The organism is Nitrospirillum karajorum, from assembly GCF_036348415.1.
Taxonomy (GTDB): domain Bacteria; phylum Pseudomonadota; class Alphaproteobacteria; order Azospirillales; family Azospirillaceae; genus Nitrospirillum; species Nitrospirillum amazonense_B.
Genome location: NZ_JAZBQB010000004.1, coordinates 246,602 through 261,693 on the forward strand (window position 1 = coordinate 246,602; position 15,092 = coordinate 261,693).

General features: G+C 65.3%; 14 protein-coding genes and 1 pseudogene. 9 read left to right on the forward strand and 6 right to left on the reverse strand.

Going from position 1 to position 15,092, the window contains the following annotated elements; translation table 11 throughout:
* The first annotated feature begins 113 nt into the window (after nt 1-113).
* Nucleotides 114-1,526, forward strand: coding sequence for a sensor histidine kinase (locus UCD39_RS26895; protein ID WP_330498686.1), 1,413 nt, complete (start codon nt 114-116; stop codon nt 1,524-1,526).
* Nucleotides 1,527-1,553: 27 nt separating this feature from the next.
* On the opposite strand, the gene UCD39_RS26900 is transcribed toward UCD39_RS26895, so the two are convergent.
* The 4 genes from UCD39_RS26900 to groES all read right to left on the reverse strand — a co-directional run bounded on the left by UCD39_RS26900 (nt 1,554) and on the right by groES (nt 4,729).
* Nucleotides 1,554-1,817: an usg protein gene (locus UCD39_RS26900; RefSeq protein WP_330498687.1), complete on the reverse strand. Its 264-nt coding sequence runs from the start codon at nt 1,815-1,817 to the stop codon at nt 1,554-1,556.
* Between the two features lie 223 nt (nt 1,818-2,040).
* Complete coding sequence (locus UCD39_RS26905) at nt 2,041-2,517, reverse strand: Hsp20 family protein (protein ID WP_330498688.1); 477 nt, start codon at nt 2,515-2,517, stop codon at nt 2,041-2,043.
* Between the two features lie 249 nt (nt 2,518-2,766).
* Nucleotides 2,767-4,389: a chaperonin GroEL gene (gene groL / locus UCD39_RS26910; RefSeq protein WP_330498689.1), complete on the reverse strand. Its 1,623-nt coding sequence runs from the start codon at nt 4,387-4,389 to the stop codon at nt 2,767-2,769.
* A gap of 28 nt (nt 4,390-4,417) precedes the next feature.
* Nucleotides 4,418-4,729 carry a co-chaperone GroES gene (gene groES, locus UCD39_RS26915; protein ID WP_322481513.1) on the reverse strand — a complete coding sequence of 104 codons (312 nt, stop codon included), beginning with the start codon at nt 4,727-4,729 and terminating at the stop codon, nt 4,418-4,420.
* A 206-nt stretch (nt 4,730-4,935) separates the two neighbouring features.
* On the opposite strand from groES, the gene UCD39_RS26920 reads away from it, so the two are divergent.
* Entirely contained in the window at nt 4,936-5,268 is a 333-nt protein-coding gene (locus UCD39_RS26920) for a cupin domain-containing protein (RefSeq protein ID WP_330498690.1), read from the forward strand.
* Nucleotides 5,269-5,271: 3 nt separating this feature from the next.
* Here the strand turns inward: UCD39_RS26920 and UCD39_RS26925 are convergent, their stop codons facing one another.
* Nucleotides 5,272-6,702, reverse strand: coding sequence for an aminotransferase-like domain-containing protein (locus UCD39_RS26925; protein WP_330498691.1), 1,431 nt, complete (start codon nt 6,700-6,702; stop codon nt 5,272-5,274).
* 119 nt (nt 6,703-6,821) lie between these two features.
* Between UCD39_RS26925 and hemA the strand changes: the two genes are divergently transcribed.
* The 7 genes and pseudogenes from hemA (at nt 6,822) to UCD39_RS26955 (ending at nt 13,452) form a co-directional block, all read left to right on the forward strand.
* A complete protein-coding gene (gene hemA / locus UCD39_RS26930) occupies nt 6,822-8,042 on the forward strand; it encodes a 5-aminolevulinate synthase (RefSeq protein ID WP_330498692.1) in 1,221 nt (406 codons plus the stop codon).
* A 388-nt stretch (nt 8,043-8,430) separates the two neighbouring features.
* Nucleotides 8,431-8,859: pseudogene (locus UCD39_RS28645) on the forward strand (cytochrome ubiquinol oxidase subunit II family protein); the annotation flags it as partial.
* 70 nt (nt 8,860-8,929) lie between these two features.
* Nucleotides 8,930-9,325 (forward strand): COX aromatic rich motif-containing protein, encoded by a 396-nt coding sequence (locus UCD39_RS26935; protein ID WP_330498693.1) that lies wholly within the window; start codon nt 8,930-8,932, stop codon nt 9,323-9,325.
* 7 nt (nt 9,326-9,332) lie between these two features.
* Entirely contained in the window at nt 9,333-11,318 is a 1,986-nt protein-coding gene (cyoB, locus tag UCD39_RS26940) for a cytochrome o ubiquinol oxidase subunit I (RefSeq protein ID WP_330498694.1), read from the forward strand.
* A 2-nt stretch (nt 11,319-11,320) separates the two neighbouring features.
* On the forward strand, nt 11,321-11,971 hold the full coding sequence (gene cyoC / locus UCD39_RS26945; protein WP_330498695.1) for a cytochrome o ubiquinol oxidase subunit III: 651 nt from the start codon (nt 11,321-11,323) through the stop codon (nt 11,969-11,971).
* Nucleotides 11,971-12,339: a cytochrome o ubiquinol oxidase subunit IV gene (cyoD, locus tag UCD39_RS26950; protein WP_330498696.1), complete on the forward strand. Its 369-nt coding sequence runs from the start codon at nt 11,971-11,973 to the stop codon at nt 12,337-12,339. The genes cyoC and cyoD overlap by 1 nt, the downstream gene beginning before the upstream one ends.
* Nucleotides 12,340-12,438: 99 nt before the next feature.
* Nucleotides 12,439-13,452: a carbon-nitrogen hydrolase family protein gene (locus tag UCD39_RS26955; protein WP_330498697.1), complete on the forward strand. Its 1,014-nt coding sequence runs from the start codon at nt 12,439-12,441 to the stop codon at nt 13,450-13,452.
* Nucleotides 13,453-13,564: 112 nt separating this feature from the next.
* On the opposite strand, the gene UCD39_RS26960 is transcribed toward UCD39_RS26955, so the two are convergent.
* Nucleotides 13,565-14,692 carry an SGNH/GDSL hydrolase family protein gene (locus UCD39_RS26960; protein ID WP_330498698.1) on the reverse strand — a complete coding sequence of 376 codons (1,128 nt, stop codon included), beginning with the start codon at nt 14,690-14,692 and terminating at the stop codon, nt 13,565-13,567.
* Between the last annotated feature and the right edge of the window lie 400 nt (nt 14,693-15,092).

Genomic DNA, 15,092 nt, shown 5'->3' on the forward strand with positions numbered 1-15,092 from the left:
GCGCGGGCGGGATGCGCTTGCCAAACGTCCAGTCCCAGGGCTTCATCCGATGCGCGCTGATCAAGGTCAACGGCGGTTTTTTCTTCGAGAAACGGGATAGTCGGCACACCCAAATGAGCGATCTGACCGGGGAGTTGACTGTCCTCGCAGCGTTGATCCTGCTGGCCACCGTCAGCGCCGCCCTGTTGGTCAGCCGGCGGAAACTGAACGTCACCCGCGCGGCGCTGACGGAAAGCGGCCGGGAGCTGGACAATCTCCGCCAGTGCAACGTCGCGTTGGAACAGCGGCTGGACACCCACGCCCGCGACCTGACCCTCAGCGGAGCCCGGTACCGCCGCCTGTTCGAGGTCAGCACCATCAGCTTCTGCGAACAGGACATTGGCGAAGCCAAGACCTTGCTGGATGGACTGAAGGCCCAGGGCATCACCGATTTCCGCGCCTATGTCGCCGCACACCCGGAGTTCCTGGAGCGGTGCGTCAATGCCATCAGGACGGTCGAGGTGAATGACGCCCTGGCGCAGTTGCTGGGATATGAGGACAGGGAGGAACTGGCCGCCAAGCCGCCGCGACAAAACGCCGAAAACGCGCTGCAGGTGCTGACCCACCAGTTGGAAGCCGCCTTCAATGGCTGGAGGAACATCGCGGGCAGCACGGTGCTGATCGGCAAGGACGACCGGCGCATCCCCGTGCTGTACCGCGTACGTCTAGTGAGCGAAACCGTGCAGATGTCCAGTCATGTCGACTTGACGGAACGGGAACGGATCGAGGCCATGCGTCTGGCGGCCCAAGCGGAACTCGCCAGATCCAACCGCATCGCCACGGTGGATGCCCTGTCCACCTCGCTGGCGCATGAACTGAACCAGCCGATCGCCGCCATCCTGACCGATGCCGGAACGGGTGTGCGCCGGCTGCAAGCCACGCCGCCCGATACCGACGCGGCGCTGCGGGTCCTGCAGCGGATGCAAATCAATGGTCAGCGTCTGGCCGACATCGTGCGGCGGACGCGGGACCAGCTGGTCAAAGGCACGCGGGAGATCGCGCCGCTGAATTTGGCCAAACTCTTATCTGAAACCCGCAGCCTGCTGGAACGTGACCTGATCGTTCATGAAACGCTGCTGGTCATCACCTGCCCGCCCGACCTGCCGCCGGTGGTCGCCGATCGCGTTGAACTGCAGCAGGTGCTGGTGAACCTAATCATGAACAGCCTGGATGCCATGGCCGACACCCCGCCGCGGGCACGAAGCGTCACGGTGACGGCGCAAGCCATGGATAAGGGATTCGTCCGGGTATCGGTGGCCGATACGGGCCCCGGCATCACCGCCGAAGCGCTGTCGAAAATATTCAAGCCCTTCTTCACCACCAAAGTCGGGGGCATGGGCATGGGGCTACAGATCTGCCAGTCGGCCATCGAGGCCTTGGGCGGCGCGCTTACCGCGCACAACGCGCGGCAAGGAGGCGCCATCTTCGAATTTACCCTGCCCCTCGCGGGCATGGAATTAACATTGGGACGGACCTGGGGCACCTGACCCGCCCCGAATCAGGATCAGCCGAAATCAGTGCAACCAGCCCGCGTCATGGCCGTGGCGGATTTCGGCGGGCTGAACCAAGGCGGCCGACACGACCCGGACGCGATGAATACGGCCGTCCAGCCGCGCCTCCCAGAAATCGAGGAAACGACGCAGTTGGGGAAAACGTGGAGCCATGTCCAGTTCCTGCCAGACATAGGCCTGCAGCAAGCCCGGATGGTCGGGCATGCGATACACGATCTCGGCCGTGGTCAGCCGCCAGCCCAGAAGTTGCTTTTCCAAGTCAGTCATGGCATCCCCCAATCCTTGGGACGAAGGAAGGGAATTGTGACACCACACAACCGGCGGAGGTCAATATTTAAATTATAAATCAAGTAATTAGCAGCAGAGAACCGGGATTGCTGCCAACCGTCACGTCTCTGGGCGTGGAGTCCGCCCAGAGGCATCACGGTACGGGCCGCCGGTCCCGTTGGGTCCCCCGCAGGACCGGCAGCGGCTCCCTTCATCATTCGCCTCAGGCGGCCTTCTTTTCCTTTTCATCGGCCGGCCGCTGTTCCAGGAGCGGCCCCGCGCCGGCTGCGGCGATTTCAATACGGCGCGGCTTCATCGCCTCCGGCAACTCGCGCTTCAGGTCTATGGTCAGCAAGCCATTTTCCAGCGAGGCCCGGTCGACAAAGACAAAGTCCGCCAACTCGAACCGGCGCTCGAAGGAGCGGAACGGCAAACCGTGGTGCAAGTAGTGCGCCTTTTCCTCCCCCGCCTTGCGGCCTTGCACGATCAGCAGGTTGGGGTGGGCGGTCAGGGCCAGTTCCTCGATGGACCAGCCAGCCAGGGCGATGACGATGCGATAGGCGTTCTCGCCGGTCTTCAGGATGTCATAGGGCGGGTAGCTGTCCGCCGGCGTGGCGGTGGACAGGTGTTCCAGCACCGAGGCCAAGCGGTCAAACCCGACGCCGGAACGGAACAAGGGAGAGAAATCAAAAGCGCTCATAGCCATGTCCTCCAGTGAGCAACGAGGTACGAGCGGCACCGGGAACCTGCCCGGGGCCGGTTCAGGCCGGATCCGCCATCGGCATCCAGCGCATATAATCTAAAATGCTGTGGCAGATAAATCAACTATTTATTTTGGCTTCCCTCAACAAAGAACAGAAATTTAAGGAATATAGAGGGGCCACGGCGGATAATACCGCCGTGGCGCAGTGCACATTATCCAGCTTCTATTGTATTTATGCGCAGATACTTAGTCGAATTCAGCTGGGGACGGGGTGGCGGCGGGCTTCTTTTCCGGGATCTGCGCCACCATGGCCTCGGTGGTGATCAGCAGGCCGGCGACGGAGGCCGCGTCCTGCAAGGCGGTGCGAACCACCTTGGCAGGGTCGATGATGCCGGCGGCCACGAGGTCGCGGTACTGGCCGGCCTGGGCGTCGAAACCCCAGTTGTAGTCCCCGTTCTCAGCGACCTTGCCGACCACGACCGAACCGTCATAGCCAGCGTTGGCCGCGATCTGCCGCACCGGCGCCTGCAGCGCCTTGCGGATGATATCCACGCCCATGCGCTGGTCGTCGTTGGACGGCTTCAGGCCCTCCAGCACCTTGGCTGCGCGGGCCAGGGCTACGCCGCCACCCGGCAGAATCCCTTCCTCCACCGCCGCACGGGTGGCGTGCATGGCGTCGTCGACACGGTCCTTGCGTTCCTTCACGTCGACCTCGGTGGCGCCGCCGACACGGATGACGGCAACACCGCCCGCGAGCTTCGCCAGACGCTCCTGCAGCTTCTCACGGTCATAGTCCGAGGTGGTTTCCTCGATCTGCGCCCGGATCTGCGCGCACCGCGCCTGGATGGCGTCCTTGGCGCCGGCGCCTTCAACAATGGTGGTGTTGTCCTTGCCGATGACCACCTTCTTGGCCCGGCCCAGCATGTCGATGGTGACAGTGTCGAGCTTGATGCCCAGGTCTTCGGAGATGACCTGTCCGCTGGTGAGGATGGCGATGTCCTCCAGCATGGCCTTGCGGCGATCACCAAAGCCCGGCGCCTTCACCGCCGCCACCCGCAGGCCGCCGCGCAGCTTGTTCACCACCAGGGTCGCCAGGGCCTCGCCCTCCACATCCTCGGAAATGATCAGCAGCGGCCGGCCGCTCTGCACCACCCGCTCCAGCACCGGCAGCAGGGCTTGCAGGCCCGACAGCTTCTTTTCGTGGATGAGGATGTAGGGGTCCTCCAGTTCCACCGTCATCTTGTCGGCGTTGGTCACGAAATAGGGCGAGACATAGCCCCGGTCGAACTGCATGCCCTCGACGATGTCCAACTCGGTGTCGAAGCTCTTGGCCTCCTCCACCGTGATCACGCCTTCGTGACCCACCTTCTCCATGGCCTTGGCGATCATCTCGCCAATCTCGGCCTCGCCGTTTGCGGAGATGGTGCCCACCTGGGCGATCTCGGCATCGGTGGTGATCTTCTTGGCCTTGCCCTTCAGCTCCGTCACCACCGCGTCTACGGCCAGGTCGATGCCACGCCGCAGGTCCATGGGGTTCATGCCGGCCGCCACAGCCTTGGCACCCTCGCGCACAATGGCCTGGGCCAGCACGGTGGCGGTGGTGGTGCCATCACCCGCCAGGTCGTTCTGCTTGGCCGCCACCTCGCGCAACATCTGCGCGCCCATGTTCTCGAACTTGTCGGCCAGCTCGATTTCCTTGGCGACGGTCACGCCGTCCTTGGTGATGCGGGGCGCGCCGAAGCTTTTCTCGATGACAACGTTGCGACCCTTGGGACCCAGCGTGACCTTGACAGCGTCCGCCAGGATGTCGACGCCCCGCAGCAGGCGCGCGCGGGCATCGGCCGAGAACTTCACGTCCTTGGCTGCCATTTCCTTACTCCCGTGATGATGTACTGCGTCAGGCGGCTTTCCGGGCCGCGCTGGTGTCGATGACGCCGAGGATGTCGCTCTCCTTCATGATCAGGAGATCCTCGCCGTCGATCTTGATCTCGGTGCCGGACCATTTGCCGAACAGCACCCGGTCGCCGACCCGGACGTTCAGGTCGATGACATGCCCCTTTTCATTGCGGGTGCCGGGACCAACCGCGAGCACCACGCCCTCCTGGGGCTTTTCCTTGGCGGTATCGGGAATGATGATGCCGCCGGCGGTCTTCTGCTCGCCGTCAACGCGGCGCACGACCACACGGTCGTGCAACGGGCGGAATCGCATGGGTGTCACTCCTCATTACAAGCGAATGCCATGGATCTCTATGAGACGGTCCTCCCTCCTGGGCCGAACCGCGGGGAAAAATTTATTCAGCGCGAAATTCCTGTCAAGAGGGGTGCGTCGTCGTTTAACGCGCCTACAGATTGCCCCGCGGCGAACGGTCAGCCACACTGCGCGAGCATCTGACGGAGTGGAGGAAAACAAGTCTGATGGCCATGTCCGGCAACCTGTTGACCGCCCTGCCCCCGGCGTTGGACCAGGAATGCTTCACCGACATCCTGCGACGGCCCGGCTGCCGCATTGAGCGTATCGTGTCCCAAGGGCAGATGACGCCGATCGACCGGCCTTACGTCCAGGCGCATGACGAATGGGTGCTGGTCCTGACCGGCGCCGCGCGGGTGGAGGTGGAGGGCACGGAAACGGCCCTGGCGCCCGGCGACCACCTGTTCATCCCAGCCAACGCCAGCCATCGGGTGACGTTCACCGACCCGGACCAGCCAACGGTCTGGCTGGCCGTCCACATCGGGGAGGCAGCCGCCTGAGCGTCATACCACCAGCGACGACAAGGCCGGCGGTTGCTCCAACAGATCGGCCACGATGCGCAGGCTTTGCGCCAATTCGGTCCGCGACGGCGAAGCGCCAAGGCCCAGGCGCACGGCCTCTGGCGCAGGGCCGAGGGCGAAGGCGTCGCTGGCCACCACGCCGATGCCCACGGTGCGCAAGCGGGCGGTAAATTCGCCCCGGGTCCATGGCGGCGACAGTCGCAACCAAAGGTGGAATCCCTCCGCATCGGCGTCGATGGCGTCACCCGGCAGGATCTCAGCGGCCAAGGCCTGGCGGGCCGCCGCCTCCTGCCGGATCGCCTCCAACACCCGGGCGGCGATCCCGCTTTCGATCCACCGCGTGGCCAGGGCCGCGGTCAATGGCGAGGCCATGGAGGCGGTGGCGCGCAAGGCTCCCGCCAAGCGCACCGCCGCCCGCGCATCCGGCGCCACCAGATAGGCGATGCGCAGGGCAGGCGCCAGACACTTGGCCAAGCCGGCCACATGGTAGGTGGCGTCGGGCGCCAGTGCGGCGAACGGGGGTACCGGCGCCCGAGGCAGGGCGCCATAGGCGTCATCCTCCACAATGGCCACGCCATGGGCGCGGGCGATGTCGGCCAGGGCCGCGCGCCGCGCGGCCGGTATGGTCAGGGTGGTGGGGTTCTGGATGGTGGGGCTGGTGTAGAAGGCGCGCGGCCGGTGGGCGGCGCACAGGGCCTCGAACGCATCGGGCAACGGCCCCTGCGCGTCCCCCGGCACGGGCACGGCGCGCAGACGCAGATGGGCCGCCAGCGACAGGAACCCCGGATAGCTCAGGGATTCCGCCAGCACCACCTCTCCCGGTGCCGCCAGAACCCCCAGGGTGGCCAGCAGAGCGCCCTGCGCCCCGGGACAGACCAGGGTGCGGTCCAAGGCGGCGGCCGGCAAACGGGGCGACAGCCAGGCGACGCCCGCAGCACGATCCCGCGCGCTGCCGCCCGGCTCCTGATAGCGCATCAGCAGGTCCAGCCCGCGCGCCTCCTGACCGTGTGCCTCCTCCAGCTCCGTCAGGGCCGACCACATGGCGGCGGCCAAGGCCGGATCATCGAAGCGGGGCGGCAGGTTCATGCTCATGTCCACCAGGCCGCCGGTGAGCGCGGCGCCGGCCGGACGCGCCGGCGCCGCGACTGGAACCGGCATGGTCGACGGACCACGGACATACGTGCCCTGGCCCACCCGCCCCTCCACCAGACCGCGGCGCCGCGCCTCGCTGTACGCGCGGCTGACGGTGGTGAAATCCAGCCCCAGCTGATCGGCCAGGGCGCGCTGGGGCGGCAGGCGCGTTCCCACGGGCAGCCGGCCGGCGGCGATATCGGTGGCGATGGCATCGGCGATGGCCAGGTAAACCGGCCCGGCCGCCTTGCTGACAACAGGCCTCCACTGAGCGCTCGTCATGTCTCCATCCCTTGCAGGCTTCTTGGTATCCATATATATGGATATTGCATGTTTCTGCCACCGGGCAGGCGCCTCTGTTCTCAGTTTATAGGGACGCCCGTCGAGAAATGGATGGAAAAATGGATCTGAACGCCAAATTCCAGGCGCTGCTGGCCGATATGAAGCTGGAGGGCCGCTATCGCACCTTCATTGAGCTTGAGCGTATCGCCGGCGCCTTCCCCACCGCCCTTTGGCATGCGCCGGATGGCGGTAAGCGCCGCGTGACCGTGTGGTGCAGCAACGACTATCTGGGTATGGGCCAGAACCCCGACGTCCTGGCGGCCATGCACCTGAGCCTGGATCTCTCGGGCGCCGGCAGCGGCGGCACACGCAACATTTCCGGCACCAACCGCCAGCATGTGGCCCTGGAGGCGGCGCTGGCCGACCTGCATGACAAGGAATTGGCGCTGATCTTCACCTCCGGCTGGATATCCAACCTGGCGGCGCTGGGAACGCTGGGTCGCGCCCTGCCCGGCTGCGCCATCTTTTCCGACGCGCTCAACCACAACTCCATGATCGAGGGCATCCGCCGCTCCGGCGCCGAGCGCTTCATCTTCCGTCACAACGACGTGGCGCACCTGGATGAATTAATGGGCCAAGTGGCAGCGGACCGGCCGAAGATCGTGGCCTTCGAAAGCGTCTACAGCATGGACGGCGACATCGCCCCCATCGCCGCGATCTGCGATGTGGCCGAAAAGCATGGCGCCATCACCTATCTGGATGAGGTGCACGCTGTCGGGCTGTACGGCGCGCGCGGCGGCGGCGTGGCGGAGCGGGATGGCGTCGCCCACCGGGTGACCTTGATCGAAGGCACGCTGGCCAAGGCCTTCGGCGTCATGGGCGGCTATGTCGCCGGCCCGGCGCTTATGATGGACGTCATCCGCAGCATGGCCGACAGCTTCATCTTCACCACCTCGCTCTGCCCCCACCTCGCCGCCGGCGCGCTGGCCGCAGTGAACCATGTCGCCACCCACCCGGAGGAGCGCGCGGCCCTGGCCCGCAATGTGGAGACGCTGCGCGGCATGCTGCTCGCGGCCGGCATCCCGGTGATGGACAGCGCCAGCCACATCCTGCCGGTGCTGGTGGGGGACGCGCATCTGTGCAAGCGCACCAGCGACCTGCTGTTGCAGGAGCACGAAATCTATGTCCAGCCCGTCAACTATCCCACCGTCCCCCGGGGAACGGAACGATTGCGCATCACCACCACCCCCTTCCACACGCAGGAGCACATGCGGGTGCTGGTCTACGCGCTGAGGACAGTCGGCCGCCAACTGGGCTGGGTCGAGCAACGCGCGGCCTGATTCTGCCGGAAAAGATAGGACGCTCTATACGAAATTGTATGGAATTGGCCATCCTTGACGGGGCCGAAGTCGCGGCCGTTTGTGCCCGGAACGACGCCCCCAGCCTGGAACAGGAACGGAAATCCGGGCGATGATGGGGCGGGCATGTTTTCCGTCAACACAGCCAACTGTTTTCGCGGCTTGCCAAGCTCGCCCCAGGAACCATACAAAGCATACATACAAATACCGCCTTCCCGGCACTTCTGTAGGTTGCGCAGGCCGGAAATTGTATGGAGAGGATTGCGGTGTGTTAACGAACCAGATCAAGACCGCCGTGCGCCATGCCGGCGGCATCGCGTCACGGGCTTGGCGCCGGCCGGCCCAGACACTCGCCCCCCTGGCCCTGCTAATGCTGTCGGGCTGTGGCGATATCGAGCTGCTGAACCCCAAGGGCGCCATCGGTGAACAGGAAAAAACCCTTATCCTGCTGGCACTTGGGCTGATGCTCCTGGTGGTCATCCCGGTGATGGTGCTGACCGTGGTGTTCGCCTGGCGGTATCGCGAGACGAACACCAAGGCCACCTACGCGCCGAAATGGTCCCATTCCAACCGGATCGAGGTTGTGGTGTGGTCCATTCCCTGCTGCATCATCATCTTCCTGGCGCTGCTGATCTGGCGCACGACGCACGAGCTGGATCCCTACCGCCCACTGGTGGCCAAAGTCGAACCGGTGCGGGTGGAGGTGGTCGCCCTGAACTGGAAGTGGCTGTTCATCTATCCCGACTACGGCATCGCCTCGGTCAACCGGCTGGAACTGCCGGTGGACACGCCCGTCAACTTCACGCTGACGGCGCAGTCGATGATGAACTCCTTCTTCATCCCGCAGTTGGGCAGCCAGAATCTACGCCATGGCCGGGATGCGCACCCAGCTGCACCTGATGGCCAACCAGCCGGGCACCTATGCCGGCCTGTCCTCCGCCTTCAGTGGCGAGGGTTTCTCCGACATGCATTTCGATGCCGTGGCCGTGGACCGCGCCGGCTTCGACGCCTGGGTCGCGGAGGCCAAGGCGGCCCCGGCCACCCTGGACGCCGACGTCTACAAGGCGCTGTCGGCCCCCAGCGTGAAGCATCCGGTGACCCTGTACGGCACCGTCGAATCCGGCCTGTTCGACCACATCGTCGACCAGTTCATGCCGGCCATGGCCTTCAACGACAAGCTGGCGCTGTGCACCGCCCCCCGGGCCCCCTCACCAGCCCAGGCTCAGGCCCAGTCCACGCCCAAACCTTCATCCGTCACGGAGTAACGCCGCGATGTTCGGTAAACTGACCCTGGCGGCCATCCCCTGGGATGAGCCCATCATTATGGGAACGGGCGCCGTCGTCGCCCTGGGCGGCCTGGCCCTGCTGGGCCTGATCACCTATTTCGGCAAGTGGCGCTATTTGTGGGATGAGTGGATCACCAGCGTCGATCACAAGAAGATCGGCGCCATGTACTTCATCTTGGGTCTGGTCATGCTGCTGCGCGGCTTCGCCGACGCCATCATGATGCGGGCGCAGCAGGCCATCGCCAACAATGACGCGGCGGGCTACCTGCCGCCGCACCATTACGACCAGATCTTCACCGCCCATGGCGTGATCATGATCTTCTTCGTGGCGACACCCTTCATCCTGGGACTGATGAACGTGGTGGTGCCGCTGCAGCTGGGGGCCCGCGACGTCGCCTTCCCCTTCGTCAATTCATTGGGCTTCTGGCTGTCGGTGGCCGGCGCGGTGCTGGTCATGCTGTCCATGTTCGTCGGCGATTTCGCCGCCACCGGCTGGGTGGCCTATCCACCCTTGTCGGAACTGGGCTACAGCCCCTCGGTCGGTGTCGACTATTACATCTGGTCACTGCAGATCTCAGGGTTGGGCACGACGCTGGCGGGGGTGAACTTCATCGTCACCATCCTGCGCATGCGCGCACCCGGCATGAACCTGATGAAGATGCCCGTCTTCGTCTGGACCTCGTTGATCACCAACATCCTGATCGTCGCCGTCTTCCCCGTGCTGACTGCCACGCTGGCCCTGCTGACGGCCGACCGCTACCTCGGCATGCACTTCTTCACCAATGAGCTGGGCGGCAACGCGATGATGTACATCAACCTCATCTGGGTGTGGGGCCACCCGGAGGTGTACATCCTGATCCTGCCGGCCTTCGGCGCCTTTTCCGAAATCATCGCCACATTCTCGCGCAAGCCGCTGTTCGGCTACACCTCGATGGTCTACGCCACCTCGTCCATCGGCATCCTGTCCTTCTTCGTCTGGCTGCACCACTTCTTCACCATGGGGTCGGGCGCCAACGTGAATGCCTTCTTCGGCATCATGACCTCCATCATCTCCATCCCCACAGGCGTGAAGCTGTTCAACTGGCTGTTCACCATGTACCGGGGGCGGGTGCGCTTTCATTCCGCCACGCTGTGGACCATCGGCTTCATGGTCACCTTCGCCGTGGGCGGCATGACCGGCGTGCTGCTGGCCGTGCCCGGCGCCGACTTCGTGCTGCATAACAGCCTGTTCCTGGTCGCCCACTTCCACAACGTCATCATCGGCGGCGTGGTCTTCGGCTGCCTGGCCGGCATGACCTTCTGGTTCCCCAAGGTCTTCGGCTTCACCCTGGATGAGTTCTGGGGGAAGGTGTCGTTCTGGTGCTGGCTCATCGGCTACTGGCTGGCCTTCACGCCCCTGTACATCCTGGGCTTCAAGGGTATGACCCGGCGCATGAACCACTATGACGTGCCCGGCTGGCACCCCTATCTGGTGGTGGCCCTGGTGGGGGCGTGCATCATCGGCGCCGGCATCCTGGCCCTGCTCATCCAACTGGTGGTCAGCATCCGCGACCGGGAGAAGAACCGTGACCTGACGGGCGACCCGTGGAACGCCCGCAGCCTGGAATGGTCCACCGCCTCCCCCGCGCCATTCTACAACTTCGCCCATGTGCCCACGATCACCTCGCTGGAACAGCATTGGACGGACAAGGAGACAGGCCGGGCCGGCGTGCAGGTCATGGGGTATGAGGACATCCACATGCCGCGCAACACCGCCGCCGGCGCCGTCATCGCCGCCTTCGGCCTGGTGATGTCCTTCGCGCTGATCTGGCACATGTGGGGCATCGCGCTCTTCGGCCTGGCCGCCATGGTGGCGACCTTCATCCAGCGCAGCTACGACCGCGACGTCGACTATTACGTCCCGGCATCCGAGGTCGCCCGCATTGAGAACGCGCGCTACGCGCTGCTGAAGCAATCGGAAAAGGTGGCTTGATCATGAGCACCGCCTTGGCAACCAACACCGCCAACCACCCCGGCGCCCACGCTGGCGCCCACGCCGGCACCCATCACGCCCATGACCATGGGCATGACGACGGCAGCAAGACCGTCCTGGGCTTCTGGCTGTACCTGATGAGCGATTGCCTCATCTTCTCCTGCCTGTTCGCCACCTTCGCCGTGCTGGCCGGCAACGTGGCCGACGCGCCCACGGGCAAGCAGCTGTTCGACCTGCCCTATGTGGCGGGGGAAACGGTGCTGCTGCTGGTCAGCAGCTTCACCTTCGGCCTCGCCATGCTGAACATGCACGCGGGCCGCCAGGCCAAGGTGATCGCCTGGCTGGGCGTCACCTTCCTGGTGGGCGCCGGCTTCATCGGCATGGAGGTGCATGAGTTCGCCAACTTGATTGGCGAGGGCGCCGGCCCGGGGCGCAGCGCCTTCCTGTCCGCCTACTTCACCCTGGTCGGCACGCACGGTCTGCATGTCACCGCCGGCCTGCTCTGGCTGGCGGTCATGATGCACCAGACGGCCAAGTTCGGGCTGGACGGCATCGTGCGCCGCCGCCTGTCTTGCCTCAGCCTGTTCTGGCATTTCCTGGACCTGATCTGGATCTGCGTCTTCACCTTCGTCTATCTGCGGGGGGCCCTCTGATGTCCGCGACCACGCATACCAACACCGCCAGCGCGGCCCACGGCACGCTGACCTCCTACATCACCGGCTTCATCCTCTGCCTCATCCTGACGGGCCTGTCCTTCGGCGCCGTCATGGGCGGCGTGCTGCCGCCGGAGAAGATTCTGGGCGCCATCAGCGGCCTGGCGGTGGTGCAGTTGCTGGTGCAGCTGATCGTCTTCCTGCACCTGGGCCTGGCGCCGGAGCAGCGCAACTACACCGTCATCGGGGCGTTGACCGTGCTGCTGATCGCCACCATCGTCATCGGATCGCTGTGGGTGATGCACAACGCCAACGTGAACATGATGCCGACCCAGATGTCCGTGGAACGGGCCCTGTCCAAAGACTGATGGCTCCCAGGACCGACCGCTGACGGGGCGGCCGTTCGCGGCCGCCCCAACCTCTGTTACGCTCCCCTCCCCCCGCCCCACCGGAAAGGCCCCCGTCCCATGGTCAATCCCATCGTGCGCGCCGCCGTGGTGCAGGCCGCCCCCGTGATGTTCGACACGCCCGCCACCATCGCCAAGCTGGTGGAGCTGGCGGAACACGCCGCGGTCCAGGGGGCGGAAATCGTGGTCTTTCCCGAGGCCTTTGTCGGCGGCTATCCCAAGGGCCTGAACTTCGGCGCCCACCTGGGCATGCGCAGCCCCGAGGGGCGGGAGGATTTCCGCCGCTATTACGAATCCGCCATCACCATCCCGGGACCGGAGTTCCAGGAAATCAGCGAGGTGGCGCGCCGCGACCGCTTGCACCTGGTGGTGGGCGTCATCGAGCGCGAGGGCGGCACCCTCTATTGCACCGCCCTGATGGTCGGACCCGATGGCCGCCTGCTGGGCAAGCACCGCAAGCTGATGCCCACGGCGCTGGAACGCCTGGTGTGGGGATTTGGCGACGGATCCACCATCACCGTGGTGGACAGCGCCATCGGCCGCTTCGGCAGCGTCATCTGCTGGGAAAACTACATGCCCCTGTTGCGCATGGCCATGTACGCCAAGGGCATCGAATTTTATTGCGCGCCCACCGTCGATGACCGCGAGACCTGGCTGCCCACCATGCGCACCATCGCGCTGGAGGGGCGCTGCTTCGTGCTGTCATCCTGCCAGTACCTGACCCGCGCCGATTGCCCCGCCGACTATGCCGCCGTGCAGGGCGACGACCCATCCACCGTGCTGATCCGCGGCGGATCCTGTATCATCGACCCGCTGGGCAACGTGCTGGTCCCACCCTGTTTCGATGGCGAAATGACCCACCTGGCGGACCTGGACCGCCGCCTGATCGCCCGTGGTAAGTACGACCTGGACGTGGCCGGCCACTACGCCCGCCCCGACGTCTTCAGCCTGACCGTGGACGTGCGCCCGAAAAACCCCGTCACCTTCATGGCACCCCCGCCCATGGGCATCGATCCCCTGGGCATCGATCAAATCGTGGGTGAGCCGGTGGTGATCGGGGGTAGGAGGGACTGAGGGACGAAATCCCGCCGGCCAGGTTAAGGGCAACGGGCCCTCGGCCACTGGATGCCGGACCTTGTGGAAAGACCGTGCGCCCGCGAGGTCCGTCCCACGGGCGCACTTGGCATCACTTTCCTGACCAAACGTCCGGATGGGCATCCATGTAATCACCCAGCGCCTGGGCGATCTTGGCGTCGTCCGCCAGGCTGGGATGGGCGTGGCAGCCGGTGAAGGCGATGTCATGCATGGGCAGGAAGGCCACGCGGCGCTCACCAGCCGCCTGCAGTTTCTCCGCCACCTTCGCCACCTCGTCCCTGATCTCGCCGTCGGCCATGTCGGTCGCCCACAGCAGGAAATAGGCCTGGGGGTTGCGGGCGCGCAGTCCCTGGACGAAGCGCACATACGTCGCCTCGTAATCCGCATGCAGGGCGTCGCGCGTCGCCCACTTCTCCCCCGCATGCAGCGGCGTGGTGAAGTCGTTGGTGCCCAGGGCGATGACGATGACCTGGGGATGCCAGGCCGCATCCTCATAACGGATGGCATGGTTGAACAGGGTGTAGGGGTAGGCTTCCGGCAGGGTATCGGCGGCGAAGCCATTGTAATTGCGCACGATGCCCCGACCGGAAATGGCGTTCACCTGATAGTCGGCGCCGTAGCGGCCGGCCAGGCGCGGCGCGATCCCCTGCGAGGTGTCGGTGGTGCTCCACACCTCCGCCACCGTGCACGTCGCCTGGAAGGCGGTCTGGTCCGCCGTGTTGCCATAGCCCACGGTGTGGCTGTCGCCGATGAACTCGATCTGCCGGGTGCGAGCCGGCAGGGGCAGCGCGGTGACACCCGCCGGGGCATAAAAGCCGCCGAAGGTGCTGGGGCCAGCCTGGGTTTCGCTGGCCGTGTCCACACGCAGGGTGTGTGCGCCGGCGCGCAGCCCGGCAACGCGGTAGACGCCCGGCGCGGGCTTCACCAACGCGACCGGCGCGCCGCCGTCGACGCTGACACGCAGGCTGACATCCCCGGGCCCGACGCGGAACAGCGCCGACGCGCCGCGAAACCGGGTTTCCACATAAGTGCCCGGCCACTGGCGGCGAAAGCCGCCGTCGGAACCGTCCGCCAGCACCCGGCCGCCAGTATGGCTCGCCAGCGGGGCGGCACCTGACGGCAGGTCGGCGACCGGCTCGACCTTCGGAACGGCTTCACCAGCCAGAACCGGTCCTGCCGCCAAGGCGACCGCCATCGTCAAAACGAACAGAGATTTCACCGCTGATCCTCCCAACCGCCCTTCCTTGGGCGCCCTCACCGGGCAAAGCCGCCGGAGAGTAACGATACCGCCGGCCGGCTTCCAGCCCGGAACGGCGGATGACACCACGCGGTCGTGGGGCCCTGCCGCGAGCCGGTCAAAAGCGCCTGAGTCCCGCTTCCGATGCTGCCGTACGGGCCAGGAAAGCGGCCGTGAAACCGCCGCCACCGACCCATTGGCGCCCGGAATGATGGTGCAAATGACACACTTACGCCCCCAAATTCGCAATGTTCAGATTTTTGTCGCCCCTACCCACACCCTGTGGTAGCGTTACCATTGCATAGGGTTGGGGGCTTGCCACGACAGTGGTGGCTTTAGAATTACTCTAGCGAACGGGAGGAGGAACGCAGGCCGGCAAATG